Origin of the sequence: Bacillus taeanensis, from assembly GCF_003318295.1 — a bacterium.
GTDB lineage: Bacteria > Bacillota > Bacilli > Bacillales > UBA6769 > Maribacillus > Maribacillus taeanensis.
In genome coordinates this window covers 34,267-53,133 of the sequence record NZ_QOCW01000012.1, presented here as the reverse complement: position 1 = coordinate 53,133, position 18,867 = coordinate 34,267, and the positions used below count along the sequence as shown (strand labels likewise).

Sequence of the window (18,867 nt, the reverse complement as noted above, 5' to 3'; positions counted from 1 at the left end):
AATGCGGATGTGTATGTTTAGTTAATGGTTTTGTTCATACTGCGCTCGCTTTATAAAAGCTGTTTCTTCTTCAATTAAACCGCATGCCCCGCATTGAATTTTGACTGAAGCCCCGCGGTAGGGAATGTGAAATGGCTCTAATGTATCGTTTGAATATTGTTCGACCACTTCACCAGATTGCGGGTCGAGCTTCACAGGTTTTGCAACTTGTTCAATAATGTTAAAACGGGTACGGTTTGTTTTACAATTTGGGCATAAGTAAGGTTGATTCATCTTCATTACTCCCTTCTAATCCCTATTATTCCCTTAATATTTTTAGATTATGAAAGCAGCAAAGGCTGTTTAAGAAGGGCTCTTTAAAATTTTTATACTTCGCTGATGTTGAATTTGATATAACCTCATAAACAAAGTAATGGCTGCTGCTGTTAGCCCAGAACTTAAACCAATCCAATAGCCAAATGCTTCAAAAGTAGTATAATTGGCGAGGTAATACCCAACAGGAAGTCCAATAACCCAATACGAAATAAGCGCCATAAACAAAGTTACATTTACATCCTTATATCCTCTAAGCGCTCCTTGTATCGGAGCCGCTACTGCATCTGATAATTGGAAGAAGATCGCATAAAGCAAAAACTGTTTTATAAGCTTCAAAACCGCTTCATCCCTTGTATATAAATTTGCAATCTGTTCATTAAAAACTAGTAATCCTACTGCGCAAAGCAGGGCCATCATTATACCGGTACCAATTCCTAAATAACTATAATGGACGGCATCTTTATATCGTCTAGCTCCGACTTCATAACCAACTGCAACTGTTAAAGCGATAGAAATACTGAGCGGAACCATATATAAAAATGAAGCAAAATTTAATGCGGCTTGGTGAGCGGCAATTGTTATTGTATCAAAATTACTCATTAGTAATGTGACTGCCGCAAATATACTTGTTTCAAAAAAAATCGCAAACCCAATTGGGACGCCGATTTTAAGCTGTTCTCTCCAAACTGAAAGAGAAATAGGAAAAAAGGTTTGGAAAATTCGATGATGACTAAACGGTTCTTTGCGGTGAATAACATATAAAGTGATTAAAAAAATACACCAATAAGTAATGGCAGATGCATAGCCAGCACCAACTCCACCTAATTTAGGAAAGCCGAATTTTCCAAAAAATCAACAAATAGTTAAAAAGAACATTAATTGGTAATGAAAGCAATGTAATAGTCATCGTTACTCTTGTTTTACCAAGGGCATCAATAAAGCACCGAAATACTGTATAAATAAAGGTCGGTAATATCCCAAATGACAAACCGGTTAAATAATTTTTGGCAATGGTTTGAACTTCAGTTTCTAAGTTCATCGTATTTAAAATACTGTCTAATGAAAAAAGCCCTATTATAAAAATAATAATGGTTATACCAATAGAAAGATAAATACCTTGCATAACAGAAAAAGATACATGTTGTTTTTGTTCTGATCCAATTAACTGCGACACAATCGGAGTAATAGAAAGTAAAATGCCGCTTAGACCGGTAAACACTGGCACCCAAATGCTTGATCCTATTGCAACACCAGCTAAATCATTTGACCCAGCATGACCTGACATCATCGTATCGAAAAAGTTCATCGCATAAAGACCAAGCTGTGTCACAAGGACTGGAAGTAAAATTGTCATGAATAATCCAATTTTTTGTTTGATTGTTTTCGTTTGATACATAAGTGTTCGCCTCTTAAAATTTAAATTAGTATAACTGCAATAGAGTGAATTATAGCACAAAAATAAAAGATTGATAGCATTCATAATAAAAATGAGGCTGATCAATCAGATCAGCCTCATTTTTAAAACAGCTTTCTTATTAAAAAATAAGATGAGCAATGAGTACGATAATTGGGAGTGTAATAAGCGTTCTTTCAATAAAAATAATGATTAAATCTTTAAAGCTCACTGGTAGTTTTGACCCTAATAACAGACCGCCAACTTCAGACATGTAAATGAGCTGTGTAACAGAGACGCACGCAATAACAAATCGGGTAAATTCACTTTCAATGCCGCTTCCAATCACAGCAGGTAAAAACATATCAGCAAATCCAACGACCATTGTTTGGGCAGCTTCTGCAGCATACGGAACCTGCATGATCGAAAGAAGTGGAATAAATGGTGCACCTAATAGTTTAAATAGAGGTGTATATTCAGCAATAATAAGTGCTGTTGTTCCGATTGCCATCACAACCGGAATAACACCCAACCAAAGGTCTAACACATTTTTAGCGCCGCTTTTTAAAAGAGCGGGAAAATCATTATTTCTCTTTGCTTCTGCTGTTGCTTTTAAAATCCCCCATTTAAATGGAGAAACTCCTTTTGGCACCACGTTATCTCCTTTAGCCTCTACTTTTTCAAAAAATGTATCAGGCTTGGTTGAAAGAGGAGGAATGCGTGGGCAAATAATAGCTGCCGCAAGTCCTGCTATGACAATTGTAAGATAATATTGAAAAAATAAATGTTGTAGTTCCATATAGGAAAGGATAACAATCGTAAACGTGATGGATACAACAGAAAAAGTTGTCCCAATTACTGCAGCCTCACGTTTTGAGTAAAATCCATCTTCATACTGTTTATTTGTAAGAAGAATTCCTACCGTTCCATCTCCTAACCACGATGCTAAACAGTCAATTGAAGACCGACCAGGGAGAGTGAAAATGGGCCGCATAATTTTTGTTAGCAGCGCACCAAAAAGTTCAAGCAATCCAAAATTAAGAAGAAGTGGAAGGAAAAGACCGGCAAACAGGAAAACCGAAAATAGAACAGGAATTAAATCAAACAGCAGCAAGCCTCCAGTATATTCTGAAGTAATCCACTTAGGACCTATGTTAAAAACGGTTAGGAGGGCAAACAGAGCGCCAACAATTCTCGTTATTAACCAAAACGTATTTACATTAAAAAGTGTTTTCATAAACGAGCGCTTCATAATAAAAGCTGGCTTTATAAGAATGGCAAGTAATGAAAAAAGCGCTGTAAGTATCATGATTACAGTCATCATCATTGGTAAGTAGTTCGCTAAACTGCTTTCCACGAAACCCGCTAACATGGCAACCGGAATTGTAATTTCCTCATTATAAGAAAAGGGTATCATAAATAAAAAGATGCCAATGAGAGAAGGAATAATAAAGGTTAAATAGTCTCTAAAAGAGTGTTCCTGCTGTTCTTTCTCGGTTTGTATGGGAATCTGTTTTTTACTGCTTTCCATTTAATCATCACCTCAAAATGGTTTATTTTAGAAAACGCATCCATCTAATTATTAATCTAAATTTTAATTTAAGAAAAGTCAATATTGTAAGAAAATTTAAATAACTACACAAAAATAAATAACTGTATAAATATTAAGGTTTTAATTAGATCTTCTGTTAGTTAAAATCTTTATTAATATAGTTTTTCAGTATTTAATTCTGTATGTTTAATAAGAAAACAGTATAAGAATAACATAATTTTCATTGAAAAAAATTTAAAAAAATTTTCAAAAAACTAGTTTTTTTGCAGAAATGGTATGATTTCTAGTAGAATACTCTAGTAGAGTTTTTATTATAAAAGAAAAAACATGTTAAAATAACATGGTTGAAAGGATTGTTTTTATGTCGGTTTATACAGATAATCTGCAGCTTCCTCAAGAAATTGAGGCAGGACTCATTCAAAATAAAACCAATTTATTATCGCTGTCTCCGGAAGATAAAATGTTAGTTGGCTCAAGTGGCTATACTGCAAGTGACCGTTCCATTTTATTTGACGCTATCATTGCGCTATCGTTAGGTAAAAATGTTTTATTAAAAGGGCCAACTGGATCGGGTAAAACAAAGTTAGCTGAAACATTATCCCATCTTTTTTCAAAGCCAATGCACAGCATCAACTGTTCAGTTGATCTAGATGCAGAAGCCCTGTTAGGCTATAAAACGATTGTTGAAAAGAATGGAAAAAATTCAATTGAATTTATTTCAGGACCTGTCATCAATGCGATGAAAAAAGGTCATCTGTTATATATTGATGAAATTAATATGGCTAAACCTGAGACACTTCCTGTTTTAAATGGGGTGTTGGATTACCGAAAAATGATTACGAATCCATTTACAGGAGAAGTTGTAAAAGCATCTGCAGGGTTTGGCGTCATCGCTGCGATTAATGAAGGATATGTAGGAACAGTGCCTTTAAACGAAGCATTAAAAAACCGCTTTGTAGTGATTGACGTGCCGTATATTCAAGGTCCGCACTTAAAAATGGTTTTAAGTAATCAAACAATGTTAAAAAACGAAGCACTCCTCAATCAATTTGTAGCGTTATCGGCTGACTTGATTGTTCAAGTAAGAAATGGTCAAATTTCAGAAGAAGCGGCATCTGTACGTGCATTAATCGATACTTGTGATTTAGCTGTGTACTTACCGCCAATTCGCGCCATTCAAAGAGGGATTATTGAAAAGCTAGAAGACGAGAGGGAGAAAGCAGCCATTCAAAATATAGCTGAAACGTTATTTGAGTGAGGTTTTTATCATGAAGCATATACTTTTTAACGATAAAAAAATAGATTCTTTTTTGTTTATGGAACTTTCCGATTTAGCTAAAACTTTATCAAAAATGGCTGACCTAGAAGTGGAATATGGGTATCGCTCTTATTATGATCCTGTTCATAAAAAGATTTTATTAAGTCATTTTTGGGACAACCGTACAAATGAAGAACGTGTATACGGCTTAAAAAGTGAAGTGTTTTTAAGAGCGGTTGGAAATATGAACAATTCGAATAGAAAAGAAATGAATCAATTTTTAAAAAGAGCAGCAAAAACGTCTCTGCCAAGTTTTGCGAAACAGCTTTTTGTATTGGGAGAAGACTTGCGGCTTGAGGAAATTATTAAAAGACAGCGTCCAGGAACGAAAAAAGCTTTTGCAGTTAGGCGAGCAGTATATCAACGAGATTTTGAAAGTCAATTTAAAGTGAATATTGTAAAAAGTGTTCATACGGATGCTCTTTTTAATTTGATGTATGGTCTGTTAACAGCTCAGTCATTTGTCGAAGAAGTGCCTGCCATTAACGAAAGTATTGACCGGGCAATGCCGTTTATTCAAAATGAACTTACAAAGTTTTTCGAAACGAAATCAACAAAAGATGTTTCGAAGGTTTGTCTAAGTCTTATTGAAGTGCTTGAAGAGATTTTAGAAGGTGATATGTTAAATACGTATTTTCTCCTTCCTGAGCTTAATTATGAGGCAGGAGAGAACTCATTAACATTTGAGGATTTAAAGAGAAAAGATAAGCTAACTAATTGTGATGTATTAGAAGAAGAAAAAGATGGCGACGAAGACATTCATGAACAAAAAATGCCGATGTGGCATAGAGAGACGAGTGAAACAACGAAAAGCTTTCTGCAGTTTGACCTTGAACAAGGTTCCCAAACTGATATGTTAGGTGAAGGAGTTCGTGAAGGCGATTCAGGAGACCAAGCAATGGGAATTGTTCAAGGTTCGGCGCAAAAAAGTACCCAAAATGATTATTCTGAAATGGAAGCGTTGGAAAGCAAACAGGAGTTGAAAGAGGGGGGAAAAGACAACGAGTATGGCAAAGAAAATAAATTTGCCTTTTCCATCTTTTTAACGCCTGAGCCGCTAACTGCTGTTCATCTTTCAAATTACGAAAGCAATAAAACGATTGTGGCACCTTATCAAAAAAAGTTAAAACAAATGATTCAAAAAACGTTAGAGCATAAAAAAATTATGCCTAGAAATGATCTTCATTTTGGGCGGTTAAATAAAAAGTTAATTCGTCTTTTTACGGATGAAAACCCGCGTCTTTTTTATAAAAAACAGGAACCTTCCACGGAAATCGATGCGGCTTTCTCTCTGCTTGTTGATTGCTCTGCATCAATGTTTGATAAGATGGAGCAAACCAAACTTGGTATTACGCTATTTCATGAAGCGCTTAAGTCCGTTTTTGTTCCTCACACGATTGTTGGATTTTGGGAAGATACAAATGAAGCAACAGAAACAAAACAGCCGAACTACTTTAAAACTGTTGTTGATTTTAATTCTTCATTAAAACGAAAAATTGGTCCGGAAATTATGCAGCTTGAACCTGAAGAAGATAACCGCGATGGTTATGCGATTCGCCATATGACGGAAAACTTATTAAAGCGAAGTGAGAAACAAAAGTTTCTGCTCGTCTTTTCTGACGGCGAACCTGCAGCAATGGGATATGAACAAAATGGAATTGTCGACACACATGAAGCGGTATTAGAAGCGAGAAAACATGGGATTGAAGTAATCAATGTTTTCCTAGCAAACGGAGAAATTGATGAAGCACAACAAAAAACAATTCAAAATATATATGGAAAATACAGCATTCTCGTTCCAGTTATTGAAGAACTGCCTGATGTTTTATTTCCATTATTAAAAAAGCTGCTTCATAAAAGCATATAACAAGTTATAAACCCAGGGACTAGTCCCTGGGTTTATGCTAATTACATTTGTTCTTTTTAATCACACGAATGTAAATAAAATATGTGCTTATTGTTAGAAGAACTAACCAAATATAAGGAGTTAAATCGTTTAAATGTCTATTTACATCATTCCATTTTTCTCCTAATTGAAAGCCTAAAGTGATAAACGATAAAGTCCATACCAATGCCCCAGAGTAAGCAACAACTGAGAATTTAAGAGGCTTATAATTAGAAATACCCGCCAAGTAAGCTGTTACATGTCTTATTCCTGGAATGAAATAGCCAATAAAGAGAAGAAAGGAACCGTATTTCCTAAAAAGTTGTTGAGTCAGCACAAGTTTTTTTTCAGTTATATACATTTTACTTCCATACCGTTTTAAAAATGGTAAACCTAACTTAGATCCTAAAAAATAGCTGATTGTTATTCCAATGGCACTTCCTAAAAAAGCAAATAGTAATGCCATGACAAATGTCATATTTCCTCGATAAACATTATATCCTACAAATGTTAATAAAATTTCATCTGGTAATGGAATTCCCACAATGCCGCCAATAAGAAGTAGTAGTATTCCGAAATACCCGTAATGGATTAAAAATTGATCCCAAGATTGTTCCATGTCACATCTCCATTTAGAAATTATTAATATAAACTACTTTTTATTAAATCATATTTAAACAGCATAAAAAACAAGAACATTGTTTGATTTTATTTTAATTTGTATGTTTTTAGTGTGTCAGGCACAAAATATTCCTTGGAAAATGATTTTAAATAAAGGATGGTATATTATATGTGGCATGCATTATTATGGGGTGGGATTGCTGGATCTGCTGTTTTTATTGGTGCCTTAATGGGACTTTTATTACCTATTAAAAAGAAAATCATTGGTTATATTATGGCTTTTGGCACAGGGGTTTTAATAGGCGCCGCTTCCTTTGAAATGCTTGATGAATCGCTTCAAATTGGCGGTCTTTCTGTTACGATTAGTGGATTTATGATCGGAGCTGCTTTGTTTACAGCATTTGATATCATGATTGCAAAACGAGGCGGAAAAGAGAGAAAGCGTTCAAAAGAAAATCCCAAAAACAATTCAGGATTAGCGATTTTTATCGGAACGGTGATTGATGCCATACCAGAGTCTGTTATTATCGGTATTAGCTTAATTCATCAGCAGGTGAGCTATTTGTTAGTGATCGCGATTTTTATTAGCAACCTTCCTGAAGGATTATCAAGCAGTATTGGTTTAAAAAAAGATGGATATTCCAACAGGAAGATTTTATTTTTATGGGTAATCGTATTTTTATTATCTAGTTTAAGTGCTTGTTTAGGGTTTATTTTCTTACAAGATGCTTCCAATTCATTGGTTGCTGGAATTAGCGCGTTTGCTGCAGGAGGCGTGGTCGCAATGGTTTCTTCTACAATGATGCCCGAAGCACATGAGGAGGGTGGACCTATTGTCGGCTTTATTACGGCACTTGGATTGATTGCTTCACTAGTGTTAACAACGATTCAGTAAAAAAATATTTTACAACAACCTTTCCAATTTAAAAGAAAATAATGTTATAGATAGATCTCTTATTCTAGCAATAAAATGAAAAGTTATTTATAATGACATATATCTCTTTAAATCTTCTAAGAGAGGATGTTATTGTTGAAAGTTAAAGTAAAAAGTAAACTTGGAGAATACTTAAAAGAAAAAGGGATTAAAAAAACACAAATGTCAAAACTATTGAATGTCCATCATAGTCAACTTCACAGATGGTGTGAAAATGATAAAAATGGCTTTATTAAAGCAATGCCTTCTGTTGGGGTAGCAATTTTAATTTCGCAAATTCTCGGCTGTGATATAAGAGATATATTTGAAATTATTGAGCAATATCCAGGCGGCGAAGATAACTAAACCTGCAAGGAAGCGAATCACCCAAGTGTTTTAAATAATAACAAATAAAACGTTTGGCTGATTCGTTTTATTTTGCTATTCAAGCATTAACATTGCATTTCTTTTAGGAATTATGGCAAAATAAATATTGAATATTATAAAAATAACCACCATTATAAAAGTAAGCAGTTTTAAAGCGCATATCAAAGGAAAAACAGGAAACGAGATGAAGATTATATTATTTTAATTTTGGGAGAGTGAAAAATCGTGAGTAAAGATATGAACAGCTTTTTTAAAGAGAAAATTTCTGAAGCAAAAGTGCAATTTGAACGTACAGTAGATTGTAAACATATTGAATTTGACGATTTATACCCCTATATGAGCGAACAACCACAGTTTTTCTGGTATAAGCGTTATGTTGCTTGGCAGGAATTATTAACGGTTACAAAATTAGCTGGTGAGCTGGAGGTTGATTGGAAACCTCAGTTTACAGACAAGCAGGTTAATTATATTGAAGAAAAAGTATTAGATGCAAAAGTTTTAGATCAGTGGTATGAAGAAAGTCAAATTGAGACAGAAGAACAAACAAATAACAATGAAAAATAAATAATCACCTAAAAACGCTGAACTGTTAACAGTTCAGCGTTTTTAGGTAGAAAGTACAGATAGTACGTAATCCTCTGCAAATAATTTTTTGAAATTTTTCTAAAATCACATCTTTACAAAAATAAATAATTCCTGTTAAATATACAAGTATAAAAAATAGTGTTACAATATTAAAAAATCAAAATATGTAGAAGATTGAAAAGTTAATAATGTGGAGGGATTTGTTGTGGCAGAATTACGCAGTAATATGATTAAAAAAGGATTTGACCGAGCACCGCACCGAAGCTTACTTCGAGCAGCAGGTGTAAAAGAAGAAGATTTTGATAAACCGTTCATTGCGGTTGTTAACTCATATATTGATATAGTTCCTGGGCATGTTCACCTTCAAGAATTTGGGAAAATTGTAAAAGATGCCATTCGTGAAGCAGGCGGTGTACCGTTTGAAATGAATACAATTGGCGTTGATGACGGAATTGCAATGGGACATATTGGCATGCGCTATTCATTACCAAGTCGTGAAATTATTGCGGACTCCGTTGAAACGGTTGTTTCAGCGCACTGGTTTGACGGTATGGTTTGTATTCCGAACTGTGATAAAATCACACCGGGAATGATGATGGCAGCAATGCGCTTAAACATTCCGACAATCTTTGTCAGCGGCGGTCCGATGAAAGCCGGCGTGACAAGTGATGGAAAGAAAATCTCTCTTTCTTCAGTATTTGAAGGCGTAGGTGCTTATCAATCTGGTAAAATTGATGAAAAAGGGCTGCAGGAACTTGAGCAATTTGGTTGCCCGACATGTGGTTCTTGTTCAGGAATGTTTACCGCGAATTCAATGAACTGTTTAGCAGAAGCGCTTGGAATTGCACTTCCTGGAAACGGAACAATTTTAGCGGTTGCGCCGGAGCGTAAAGAATTTGTAAAAAAATCAGCAAAACAGCTTATGAACTTAATTGAAATGGATTTAAAACCGCGTGATATCGTAACTGAAAAAGCGATTGATAATGCATTTGCGCTTGATATGGCACTTGGCGGTTCAACAAATACAGTTCTTCACACACTTGCTCTTGCAAATGAAGCAGGTGTTGACTATCCGCTTGAGCGAATTAATGAAGTAGCAGCACGTGTACCGCATCTTTCAAAATTAGCGCCAGCTTCTGACGTGTTTATTGAAGATTTACATGAAGCAGGCGGTGTATCAGCGGCCCTTAACGAATTATCGAAAAAAGAGGGCGCACTTCACCTTGATACAATGACTGTAACAGGTCAAACATTAGGTGAAAATATTGCTGGCTGCGATGTAAAAGATTATAACGTCATTCGTCCAATTGATAATCCATTTACTGAAAAAGGCGGTCTTGCTGTATTATTCGGTAACCTTGCTCCAGATGGCGCGATTATTAAAACAGGTGGCGTTGATGCTGGTATTACAAGTCATGAAGGACCGGCAATTGTATTTGAATCTCAAGAAGAAGCACTATCAGGAATTGCAAATGGCAAAGTTAAAGAAGGGCATGTAGTCATTATTCGTTATGAAGGACCAAAAGGCGGTCCTGGAATGCCGGAAATGCTTGCACCAACTTCACAAATCATGGGGATGGGGCTTGGAGCAAAAGTTGCGCTTGTAACGGATGGTCGTTTCTCTGGAGCTTCCCGCGGTATTTCAATCGGACATGCTTCACCGGAAGCAGCAGAAGGCGGACCATTAGCATTTGTTAAAGACGGCGATCATGTTGTGATTGACATTGACAAACGTATAATGGACGTTCAAGTGCCTGAAGAAGAGTGGGAAGCTCGTAAAGCGGATTGGAAAGGCTTTGAACCTAAAGTAAAAACAGGTTACCTTGCCCGCTATTCTAAGCTTGTTACTTCCGCGAGCACTGGCGGTATTATGAAAATCTAATTTTTTATGTGAAAAAATATGAAAAGATACATGGTAGACTGCTAGTATAACAGTTTTACCATGTATCTTTTTTTATACTTTTAAAGGTGTTTTGGACTGATGTCTTTTTGCGGCAATAGTTATTAACAGCCATCTAATAAGATATGTTGAAAAAAGTGCAAGAATAAATGAAGCGATGAATACATAAACAGCATAAGACGCAATGAATTTCATCACTTCATCGATTATCTCCTCTTTCCCTGCGAATATTGTTAATAAAACGAAATAACATTACATCCAATATTAATATACCTTCTTTAAAATTACTTTTAATTGATATTATCTTAATTATAGCTGTCTTAAAGTTCCTTTTCGATAGAAAAACGAAACCTTTTATTTTTTTAGTCGTATATATTAGTAATTCAAAGTGAAGGAGAATGACAATGTTAAAAAAAATAATAAAAATGCTTTTAAATAGACGTAAACATTATCGTTCATACAGCAGCAGTGATAAACGTCATCGGTATAGAGGATATAATAGAAAGGGACATTCTCATTACGGACATTCTCATTATAAAAGAAAACATAAAAGCGGCAGCTTCTTTTCCAGCTTTTTCAGCAGTTAACATGTTTAGTTAGGTGAAGACATTGGTAACTTCAATTTATAAGAGTATAAAAGCTTTTTTACAAGATCGCCCCCTCAAAAACGGTACAATGATAAAAGGAAAATATGAGATTGTTGAAACACTTGGTATGGGCAGTTACGGCATTACGTATCTTGTTCGCGATACTAGGCAGCAAAATAAGTTATATGTATTAAAGCAAACAAAACCAAGCCGGCGAAAAGACGAAAAAAGTAAGCTGTCTTATCATTATGAGACAAACATCTTAGGTACGCTTAATCATCCTGCGATTCCTAAAATCCATGAAAATTTTTTCTTTAAAGATGATTTCTATTTCACAATGGAATTCATAAACGGAAATACTTTTGAGGATTTAATTTTTCATAAAGGCAAAACTTACACAGAGAATGAAGCGTTTCAAATTCTTCAACAATTGTTAGTCATCGTAAAATATATACACAATGAAAATATTGTGCATCGAGATTTACGAATTCCAAATATTATAGTGGTGAAAAATCAACTCCACCTCATTGATTTTGGATTAGCCAGGTATATTGGTGATAAACCAACAGTACATGCAGAAAGGCTTTCAGATTATATGATCGAAAAGCAATTAAAACGAGAAGTAACATTTCAAAGTGATTTTTATTCGCTTGGTCATTTTCTTCTTTTTCTGCTTTATTCTGACTATACCCCTTCATCAAAAGTTGAGCGAAGTTGGGAAGAAGAGCTCCCTATAAGTAAATTCTCTAAAGAAATACTTAGAAAAATGCTCCAGATTAAAGAGCCATATCATCATATTGATGAACTGATTCATGCTGTTAACCATAGATTAAAGATTTTTGACAATAATATGTAATTTCAGTTATAATTAATAATAAAAAACTATTAGCAGTCCATACATTCACTTGTTATAAAAGGGTCCTGTTTTTTACAAACACTTTTTATAATAAGTGAATTTTTTGAGATGTTGAAATGATGGAGAAGAAAATTGTAAGATATAAACACGTGGAAAAAGGATAAAATGTTAGTTGAAGTCTTTTAATTTGAAGCTGTTTTTTTAACCTTTATAAAAGGATGTGAATTTAGATGTACGGTAGAAAAAATGATGAAGAAATACAAACAGAAGAAACAAAAATTTGGGAATGTACGTCTGATGGGTGTAAATGTTGGGTTCGTGATAACTTTAAAAGCAGTGAAGAACCAACATGCCCAATTTGCAGCAGTGAAATGCAGGAGAACACAAAAGTATTACAAGTGATTAACAATCCTTCTCAAAATAAAAAATAATTTCAGTTTTTTATAATGCTTAGGATTGCTCAAGTATCGTTTAGCTTTAGGGAGTGTAGAAGTATAAACAAGTCGATTTCTTATCTTATTAGAGTATCGGCTTGTTTATTTTTAACGGAATAAAATGAATCCGCTCACAAATTTCACATACCATATTTATTTTAAAATTATAATTTAAAAAACAAACAATAGTAATTAAAAAACTTAACAACAAATACAATAAACTAACAATAAAATAAAAAGAAAGAAGTTATAAATAACGATGCGAAAAAGAAATACCCCTGCTTTTACATTTTTAGCATGGGCATCATTTGCGCTGGCATGAGGATTTATGTTCATAGGCCTTTATAACATGGAAGATAACGAAGACGAAGAGATGCATAGACCTAAAAAAACAGTGAAAATGGAAGATGGAAAACAAGAAGCAAGGTAAGGATTCTTTTAATGTTAAAGAATAAGTAGAGCGAAGTGACTCTCCATAACAGTAATTTTCACACTTACTCTTTATAATGTGTTTCACTATTATTAAGTTTATTTTTTGGACGAATTTCCCATTTTTCCAACCGTTTATAACGACTATAATAACGATAAGATTTTCGAATAAGATCTAATCCCCACATCGGTATTGGAAATTGCACTTTACTAAAGAAAGGTTTATAAAAGGAATAATACGCCTTTCTTAAATCTTTCCATTTCCTGCATGATTTTGTTTGTAAAAAATCAGAAATATCAACAATATATCCTCTTCCCTTATCCATAACAATATTTTTACCGTGAATATCAATAGGATTTAAACGTTGGTTTATCGCATAACTCAAAGCTTCATCTACATCTTTAATCACTTGCTCAGGAATTTGTAACCCTTTATTTATTGCATTATATAACGTAATGCCAGATAGATTTTTTAAAATTAAATATCGTTCTCCATACGCGTAAAGTTTAGAATATGACGCATGATCTCCAATTTTTTTATATACTTCAATTTCCTCTTCTATTCCAGGCCGATTTTCTCCATAAACTTTTATTACATACTTTGGAAATTTAGAATGAAGAAATACCCCTGCATAATTTCCTTTTCCAACTAAAACCCAATTTTCAGGAATATTTGAAACGATTACTGGATTAAAAGGGCTGTTACTATATACATCAATATTTGGCAATAATTCTTTTTCTACATTTTTTTTAAGCTGTTTAATCATTGATATCACCCTTTTATTTATCTTTTTATTCTTAAATTTTTAAAGTGGGAGATTGAATGAAGCGTGTATAAATAATATTTATCATGAAAGTTCTGTTTCAAAATAATACAGGGATTGGAGTGTATGATCAATTATATTATGAAAATCATCAATTTGATCTTCATTAATTTTACGTCCGAATGTTAAGGTTACTTTGTTATAAACAGTATTCTTATTACTATAGTAGTATGAAATTTCTTGTTTAATTGCTGGACGCTGATTCCATATATTATTTAAAAAGAATTCAATATGAGAGCAATCTTTTTCAATATTTTTTATCCTCGTATAAAAATATACAGCTATTTCACAACCTGCTTCTGTTTCATTTTCTTCTAATATTTCAAGAGCCAGATCTTTCATTGATGTATGCAAAGCGATTTCGGCTAATGGGTAAGAATCTTTTGCTTTATAGGATTGAAACTGCATAGAAAAGCACCTTGACATTACAGCTAAGTTAAGAATATCACTTCGATTCCTTACTTTAATTTCATTTGTTAAATCTAAATCATAGATAGCACCTTCCATGACGACTTTTAAGTTTTCATAGATTGTGGGATCAAACATCATCGGTTCTCCTTATCTTTTATCGATACATATTATTTTTAAAAAGAAACATTTTTTGTTTATTTACCTTCCATTGCTGTTTCTCTATTGTATACTTCTTAGATTTTTTACTCAAGATCACAAATCTGTGATATTCTATTCTTAATAATTAGATATAAAAGGGGAATATTAAGTTGGTCTATCGTATAATTCGTTTCTGTGTAAAAGTATTTTTAATGATCCGTTTTCGCTTAAAAATTGAAGGTTTAGAAAATATTCCGAAAGGTGCCTGCATTTTAGCAATGAATCATACGAGCAACTATGATTCTCTTATAGTGGGCACACATGCACCTCGTAAAATGTACATTATGGCAAAAGAAGAACTATTTAAAAATCGTTTCTTTTCCTATATCATTACCGAAATGGGATCATTTCCTGTTAAAAGAGGACAAGCGGATATGAAATCGCTTAAACATACGTTGAAAATATTAAAAAATGGTGGAATTTTCTCGATCTTCTTTGAAGGTACACGTTCAAAAGACGGTGAAATTCAAGAAGCAAAAAAAGGAATCGGCTTTATTGCAGCAAGAAGTAAAGCGCCTGTTGTACCGACATATGTGTATGGTGCTAAAAATGGTTGGTTTAAACCAGCGGGGGTTATTTTTGGAAAACCGATTACGTTTGAAGACGGTACAGAATATGAAGAAATCACTTCACAAATTACTAAAGAAATAAAAAAGCTTATAAAAGCAGCAAATTAGAACACTCTATTAAAAGAGTGTTTTTTATTTGTATAGTAATTATATAAAAATCAAATTAATTGACGTTATTAAAATATTTTCATAAAATAAGCATCTACTTAAGTCATAGAATTTAGTAAAGAGGTGTAGACATATGGCAGAAATTTTAACAGGAAAAACCGCTTTAGTCACAGGCGCCGGTAAAGGAATTGGACGAGCAACCGCGATTGCATTAGCAAAAGAAGGCGTGAACGTTGGATTAATCGCACGTTCTGAAAGTGATTTACAAGATGCCGCTGAAGAAATTAGAGCACTTGGTGTAAAAGTCGCCATCGCAACTGCAGATGTTTCTGAAAATGAATTAGTTATTGAAGCAGTCAACTCTATAAAAAAAGAATTAGGATTGATTAATATATTAATTAATAATGCAGGAATTGCGAAGTTTGGCGGATTCCTTGATTTAGAAGTAACGGATTGGGAAAAAATTATTAACGTGAACTTACTAGGTGTGTATTATGTAACGCGCGCAGTATTACCTGATATGATTGAGCGCAGCACTGGAGATATCATCAATATTTCATCAACAGCAGGACAAAAAGGCGCCCCTGTAACAAGTGCATACAGTGCTTCAAAATTTGGCGTACTTGGTCTGACTGAGTCGCTTGCATTAGAAGTACGGAAACATAATATTCGTGTAACTGCGCTAACCCCAAGTACGGTTGCAACACCATTAGCAATAAATACAGGCCTTACTGACGGCAATCCTGAAAAAGTGATGCAGCCTGAAGATCTTGCTGAATATATTGTTGGTCAATTAAAATTAAATACACGTGTGTTTGTTAAGTCTGCTGGGTTATGGTCAACAAACCCTTAAAAAACACTAAAAGAGATAGCTGGAAAAACATCCGGATATCTCTTTTTCGTTTATATCTTTTTTACATGTTACAATAAATAAGCAAAAAGAACGGCATGAATGAAAGAGGGAGTTTTACAGCATGACACGCACAATTGGATCTTTTTTATTTGAATGGAACCGCGCCCTTGCTATTGAGCTTAACTATTTGCAGGAAAATGGGGGAGAACGATATATTCTTCCTTCAGGAGAGCTGTTGGCGAAAAGTCACGAGGAATATGTGTATCACTTTCACACCACTGCAGAGCTTTACGTTCCTGATAGTTCTCCTGTTCGTATTGTATATAAGGAAAGGGAAGTTAAAGGGGAAGTGATTGCTTCTGAAGGAAGATCTCTATACGTTAAAATATCAGACTTTCTTGGTAATTCTATTGAAGGTGCTGATTTATATAATGAACCATGGCAGTTGTTGGAATCGCTTATTGACCGACTAAAGGAAATAAAAGAAGATCGTCAAAAGCTTAGAAGAGTAAAACGTCTCATGACTGGCGAAGCGCCCGTTAATCATCTTCAGAAAACGATAAAAAATGACCAGCATGAGGCATTGTTAAGATCATTTTATAATGCGACTACCTACATTTGGGGACCGCCCGGCACTGGAAAAACATACACGCTTTCGAGAATTGCCGCCAATCATTATCGTAAAGGGAAAAAGGTATTAGTTCTTTCGCACAGCAATGCAGCGGTTGATGTGTTAATGTTAGAGATTGCAAAATATGTGAAAAAAAAGCAGAATTGGCATTCTGGAGATATCGTTCGCTATGGATTTAGCCGTAATGAACAGATGCAGGAATCTCCAGACCTACTTTCTGCAAAACTTATTGAAAATAATTATCCTACTCTTTTTGAAAAGCAGCAAGCATTTCAAGAAGAACGCAAAAATCTCATCCGCCGACAAACAGGGGCTTCACGGATGAAATTTGTTGATGAACATCTCCATAAAATAAGTATGGAGATAAAAAAATTAGAACAAGAACTGCTTGAAGACGCTCAAATGATTGGGTCAACGCTATCAAAAACAGCTTCAGACCGCGTTTTATATAAAAAAGAATATGATTTAGTGATAGTAGATGAAATTAGTATGGCATACGCTCCGCAAATTGCATTTGCAGCTTCTCTTGGAAAACGAGTGGTTGTATGCGGTGATTTCAAACAGCTTCCGCCGATTGCGTTAGCTGATCATCCTTATGTAAATCAATGGTTAAAAGAAGATCTTTTCTATCAAACTGGAATGGCGCAGAAAACGGAGAAGGGAATCTTTCATCCTCATTTATTTATGCTTACGAAACAGCGAAGAATGCATCAGGATATTTCGGCATTTACAAACCGCATTATTTATAAAGGAAAAGTGAGCAATCATAAAAGCGTCATTAAAAAACAAGAAGTTGCTAATAAAAAGCCGTTTGCCAAAGAAGCCGCCCTTTTGCTCAACATGTCTAATCTTCATGCATATGGAGCCAAAGACAGTACAACGGGGTCTCATTATAATCTTGTTTCAGTATTACTTTCAATGAGTTTAATTCTAAAAGCTTCTAAAAGCGGCATAGATTCAATCGGATACGTAACACCATATAAAGCGCAGGCAAACCTCATGAACAGCTTGATTAAAGAGATTCTGCCTAATAAACATATACTTGCGGCAACAGTACACAAATTTCAGGGATCAGAACGTGATTCCATCATTTTTGATGTGGTGGACAGCTTTCCTGAAACACGTCCTGGTATGCTTATAAAGGATGAAAAAAGTGATCGTTTAATCAATGTAGCTGTAACAAGATCACGAGGGAAATTTATTGCAGTTGCCGATGAGTCCTTTTTAAAAAAGCGGCTTCCAAAAGAACGAGCATTATCTAAACTTTTTACTCATTTTAAAAATCAGAATTCCTCTTACCAATCAAACCAATTTTTACGTGAACTGATTCAACATCAAAAACTGATTTGGTATAAACCAAAAGATGACAAACAAATGATTGGTGATCTCGAGAAAGTGAAGAAAAGTGTGCTGCTTTCCATACCTTTTGCAAGTAAGATTTCCGACATATTTTGGGAAAAGATAAAACATAAAAATCTTGAAATCACGATTTTTACGAAAGAGCCTCATGCTGTAAATTTAAGCGCTGCAAAAGTTATTCCATCATCATTTCCATATTCAATCATGCTGTTAGATGATAAAGTATTATGGCTCAATATGCCGTATGCTGATCATAAACAAATATTATTAGCAGCAAGAGTTCATGCTCCTGAAATGATTTCTTTACTAGTTAGCTATCTTGATTTTAATCCAGAAGAGATAATCGAACAAACAAACGAAATTGCTATAACCTCTAATAAAATAAATTATTCCCTTACTAAATATTTAAGCGTCTGGGAGCGCTGTTCAGATTGTAACAGCGTCCGAGAAGCGGAAGTGACAAAGCGTGGGAAAGTAAGACTGATTTGTCATTACTGCGGCGGTACTGGAGGCGTTACCCGCTTTATTTTACAGCGTTATATAGATTTTGTAGAGTTATCATGTAAACGCTGTTCAAAGCCTCTTGAAGCTGTTTCTAGCGAGGAGACAATTTGTGCAAAATGCCCTAAGTGTGCGCAAATTGTAGAACCGAGGGAATTGGTTTAAATTTCATAAAAAATTATCTGTTCATACCAATTTCTTTTATTATATTTTTAAATCTATTATAATTTTAATAAAT

Annotated in this window: 18 protein-coding genes and 1 pseudogene; 12 read left to right on the top strand and 7 right to left on the bottom strand. The window is 34.4% G+C overall.

Features of this window, described 5'->3' with window-relative positions:
* Positions 1-21: 21 nt before the first annotated feature.
* The 3 genes and pseudogenes from DS031_RS12580 to DS031_RS12570 all read right to left on the bottom strand — a co-directional run bounded on the left by DS031_RS12580 (position 22) and on the right by DS031_RS12570 (position 3,239).
* Positions 22-273 carry a DNA alkylation repair protein gene (locus DS031_RS12580; RefSeq protein WP_113806415.1) on the bottom strand — a complete coding sequence of 84 codons (252 nt, stop codon included), beginning with the start codon at positions 271-273 and terminating at the stop codon, positions 22-24.
* A gap of 69 nt (positions 274-342) precedes the next feature.
* Positions 343-1,711 (bottom strand): annotated as a pseudogene (locus DS031_RS12575) (MATE family efflux transporter).
* 139 nt (positions 1,712-1,850) lie between these two features.
* Positions 1,851-3,239 carry a YjiH family protein gene (locus DS031_RS12570; RefSeq protein WP_113806414.1) on the bottom strand — a complete coding sequence of 463 codons (1,389 nt, stop codon included), beginning with the start codon at positions 3,237-3,239 and terminating at the stop codon, positions 1,851-1,853.
* Between the two features lie 382 nt (positions 3,240-3,621).
* On the opposite strand from DS031_RS12570, the gene DS031_RS12565 reads away from it, so the two are divergent.
* Positions 3,622-4,518: an ATP-binding protein gene (locus tag DS031_RS12565; protein WP_181833141.1), complete on the top strand. Its 897-nt coding sequence runs from the start codon at positions 3,622-3,624 to the stop codon at positions 4,516-4,518.
* Between the two features lie 10 nt (positions 4,519-4,528).
* On the top strand, positions 4,529-6,445 hold the full coding sequence (locus DS031_RS12560; RefSeq protein WP_113806481.1) for a vWA domain-containing protein: 1,917 nt from the start codon (positions 4,529-4,531) through the stop codon (positions 6,443-6,445).
* 37 nt (positions 6,446-6,482) lie between these two features.
* Here the strand turns inward: DS031_RS12560 and DS031_RS12555 are convergent, their stop codons facing one another.
* On the bottom strand, positions 6,483-7,082 hold the full coding sequence (locus DS031_RS12555) for a DedA family protein (protein ID WP_113806413.1): 600 nt from the start codon (positions 7,080-7,082) through the stop codon (positions 6,483-6,485).
* A gap of 171 nt (positions 7,083-7,253) precedes the next feature.
* Here DS031_RS12555 and DS031_RS12550 point away from each other — a divergent pair, with 171 nt between their 5' ends.
* The 4 genes from DS031_RS12550 (at position 7,254) to ilvD (ending at position 10,851) form a co-directional block, all read left to right on the top strand.
* The gene (locus DS031_RS12550) at positions 7,254-7,979 is read left to right on the top strand and encodes a ZIP family metal transporter (RefSeq protein WP_113806412.1); all 726 of its coding nucleotides are present in this window, start codon (positions 7,254-7,256) and stop codon (positions 7,977-7,979) included.
* A gap of 135 nt (positions 7,980-8,114) precedes the next feature.
* Positions 8,115-8,363 carry a helix-turn-helix transcriptional regulator gene (locus DS031_RS12545; RefSeq protein ID WP_181833140.1) on the top strand — a complete coding sequence of 83 codons (249 nt, stop codon included), beginning with the start codon at positions 8,115-8,117 and terminating at the stop codon, positions 8,361-8,363.
* Positions 8,364-8,621: 258 nt separating this feature from the next.
* Positions 8,622-8,948, top strand: a complete 327-nt coding sequence (locus DS031_RS12540; protein WP_113806480.1) for a hypothetical protein — start codon at positions 8,622-8,624, stop codon at positions 8,946-8,948.
* Between the two features lie 226 nt (positions 8,949-9,174).
* The gene (gene ilvD / locus DS031_RS12535) at positions 9,175-10,851 is read left to right on the top strand and encodes a dihydroxy-acid dehydratase (RefSeq protein ID WP_113806410.1); all 1,677 of its coding nucleotides are present in this window, start codon (positions 9,175-9,177) and stop codon (positions 10,849-10,851) included.
* Positions 10,852-10,923: 72 nt separating this feature from the next.
* On the opposite strand, the gene DS031_RS23690 is transcribed toward ilvD, so the two are convergent.
* Positions 10,924-11,067, bottom strand: a complete 144-nt coding sequence (locus DS031_RS23690; protein ID WP_181833139.1) for a hypothetical protein — start codon at positions 11,065-11,067, stop codon at positions 10,924-10,926.
* A 206-nt stretch (positions 11,068-11,273) separates the two neighbouring features.
* Here DS031_RS23690 and DS031_RS12530 point away from each other — a divergent pair, with 206 nt between their 5' ends.
* The 3 genes from DS031_RS12530 to DS031_RS12520 all read left to right on the top strand — a co-directional run bounded on the left by DS031_RS12530 (position 11,274) and on the right by DS031_RS12520 (position 12,743).
* Positions 11,274-11,456 (top strand): hypothetical protein, encoded by a 183-nt coding sequence (locus tag DS031_RS12530; protein WP_113806409.1) that lies wholly within the window; start codon positions 11,274-11,276, stop codon positions 11,454-11,456.
* A 22-nt stretch (positions 11,457-11,478) separates the two neighbouring features.
* Positions 11,479-12,312 carry a serine/threonine protein kinase gene (locus DS031_RS12525; protein ID WP_113806408.1) on the top strand — a complete coding sequence of 278 codons (834 nt, stop codon included), beginning with the start codon at positions 11,479-11,481 and terminating at the stop codon, positions 12,310-12,312.
* Positions 12,313-12,542: 230 nt separating this feature from the next.
* Positions 12,543-12,743, top strand: a complete 201-nt coding sequence (locus tag DS031_RS12520; RefSeq protein WP_113806407.1) for a cold-shock protein — start codon at positions 12,543-12,545, stop codon at positions 12,741-12,743.
* Between the two features lie 497 nt (positions 12,744-13,240).
* Here DS031_RS12520 and DS031_RS12515 read toward each other — a convergent pair whose 3' ends face one another.
* Entirely contained in the window at positions 13,241-13,942 is a 702-nt protein-coding gene (locus DS031_RS12515; protein ID WP_113806406.1) for a serine/threonine protein kinase, read from the bottom strand.
* Between the two features lie 81 nt (positions 13,943-14,023).
* Positions 14,024-14,545 (bottom strand): hypothetical protein, encoded by a 522-nt coding sequence (locus DS031_RS12510; RefSeq protein WP_113806405.1) that lies wholly within the window; start codon positions 14,543-14,545, stop codon positions 14,024-14,026.
* 173 nt (positions 14,546-14,718) lie between these two features.
* Here DS031_RS12510 and DS031_RS12505 point away from each other — a divergent pair, with 173 nt between their 5' ends.
* From DS031_RS12505 to DS031_RS12495, 3 genes are all read left to right on the top strand, one after another.
* Positions 14,719-15,285: a lysophospholipid acyltransferase family protein gene (locus tag DS031_RS12505; RefSeq protein ID WP_245947397.1), complete on the top strand. Its 567-nt coding sequence runs from the start codon at positions 14,719-14,721 to the stop codon at positions 15,283-15,285.
* Between the two features lie 133 nt (positions 15,286-15,418).
* On the top strand, positions 15,419-16,138 hold the full coding sequence (locus DS031_RS12500; protein ID WP_113806404.1) for a 3-ketoacyl-ACP reductase: 720 nt from the start codon (positions 15,419-15,421) through the stop codon (positions 16,136-16,138).
* A 121-nt stretch (positions 16,139-16,259) separates the two neighbouring features.
* Complete coding sequence (locus DS031_RS12495; RefSeq protein WP_113806403.1) at positions 16,260-18,794, top strand: DEAD/DEAH box helicase; 2,535 nt, start codon at positions 16,260-16,262, stop codon at positions 18,792-18,794.
* The last annotated feature ends 73 nt before the right edge of the window (positions 18,795-18,867 follow it).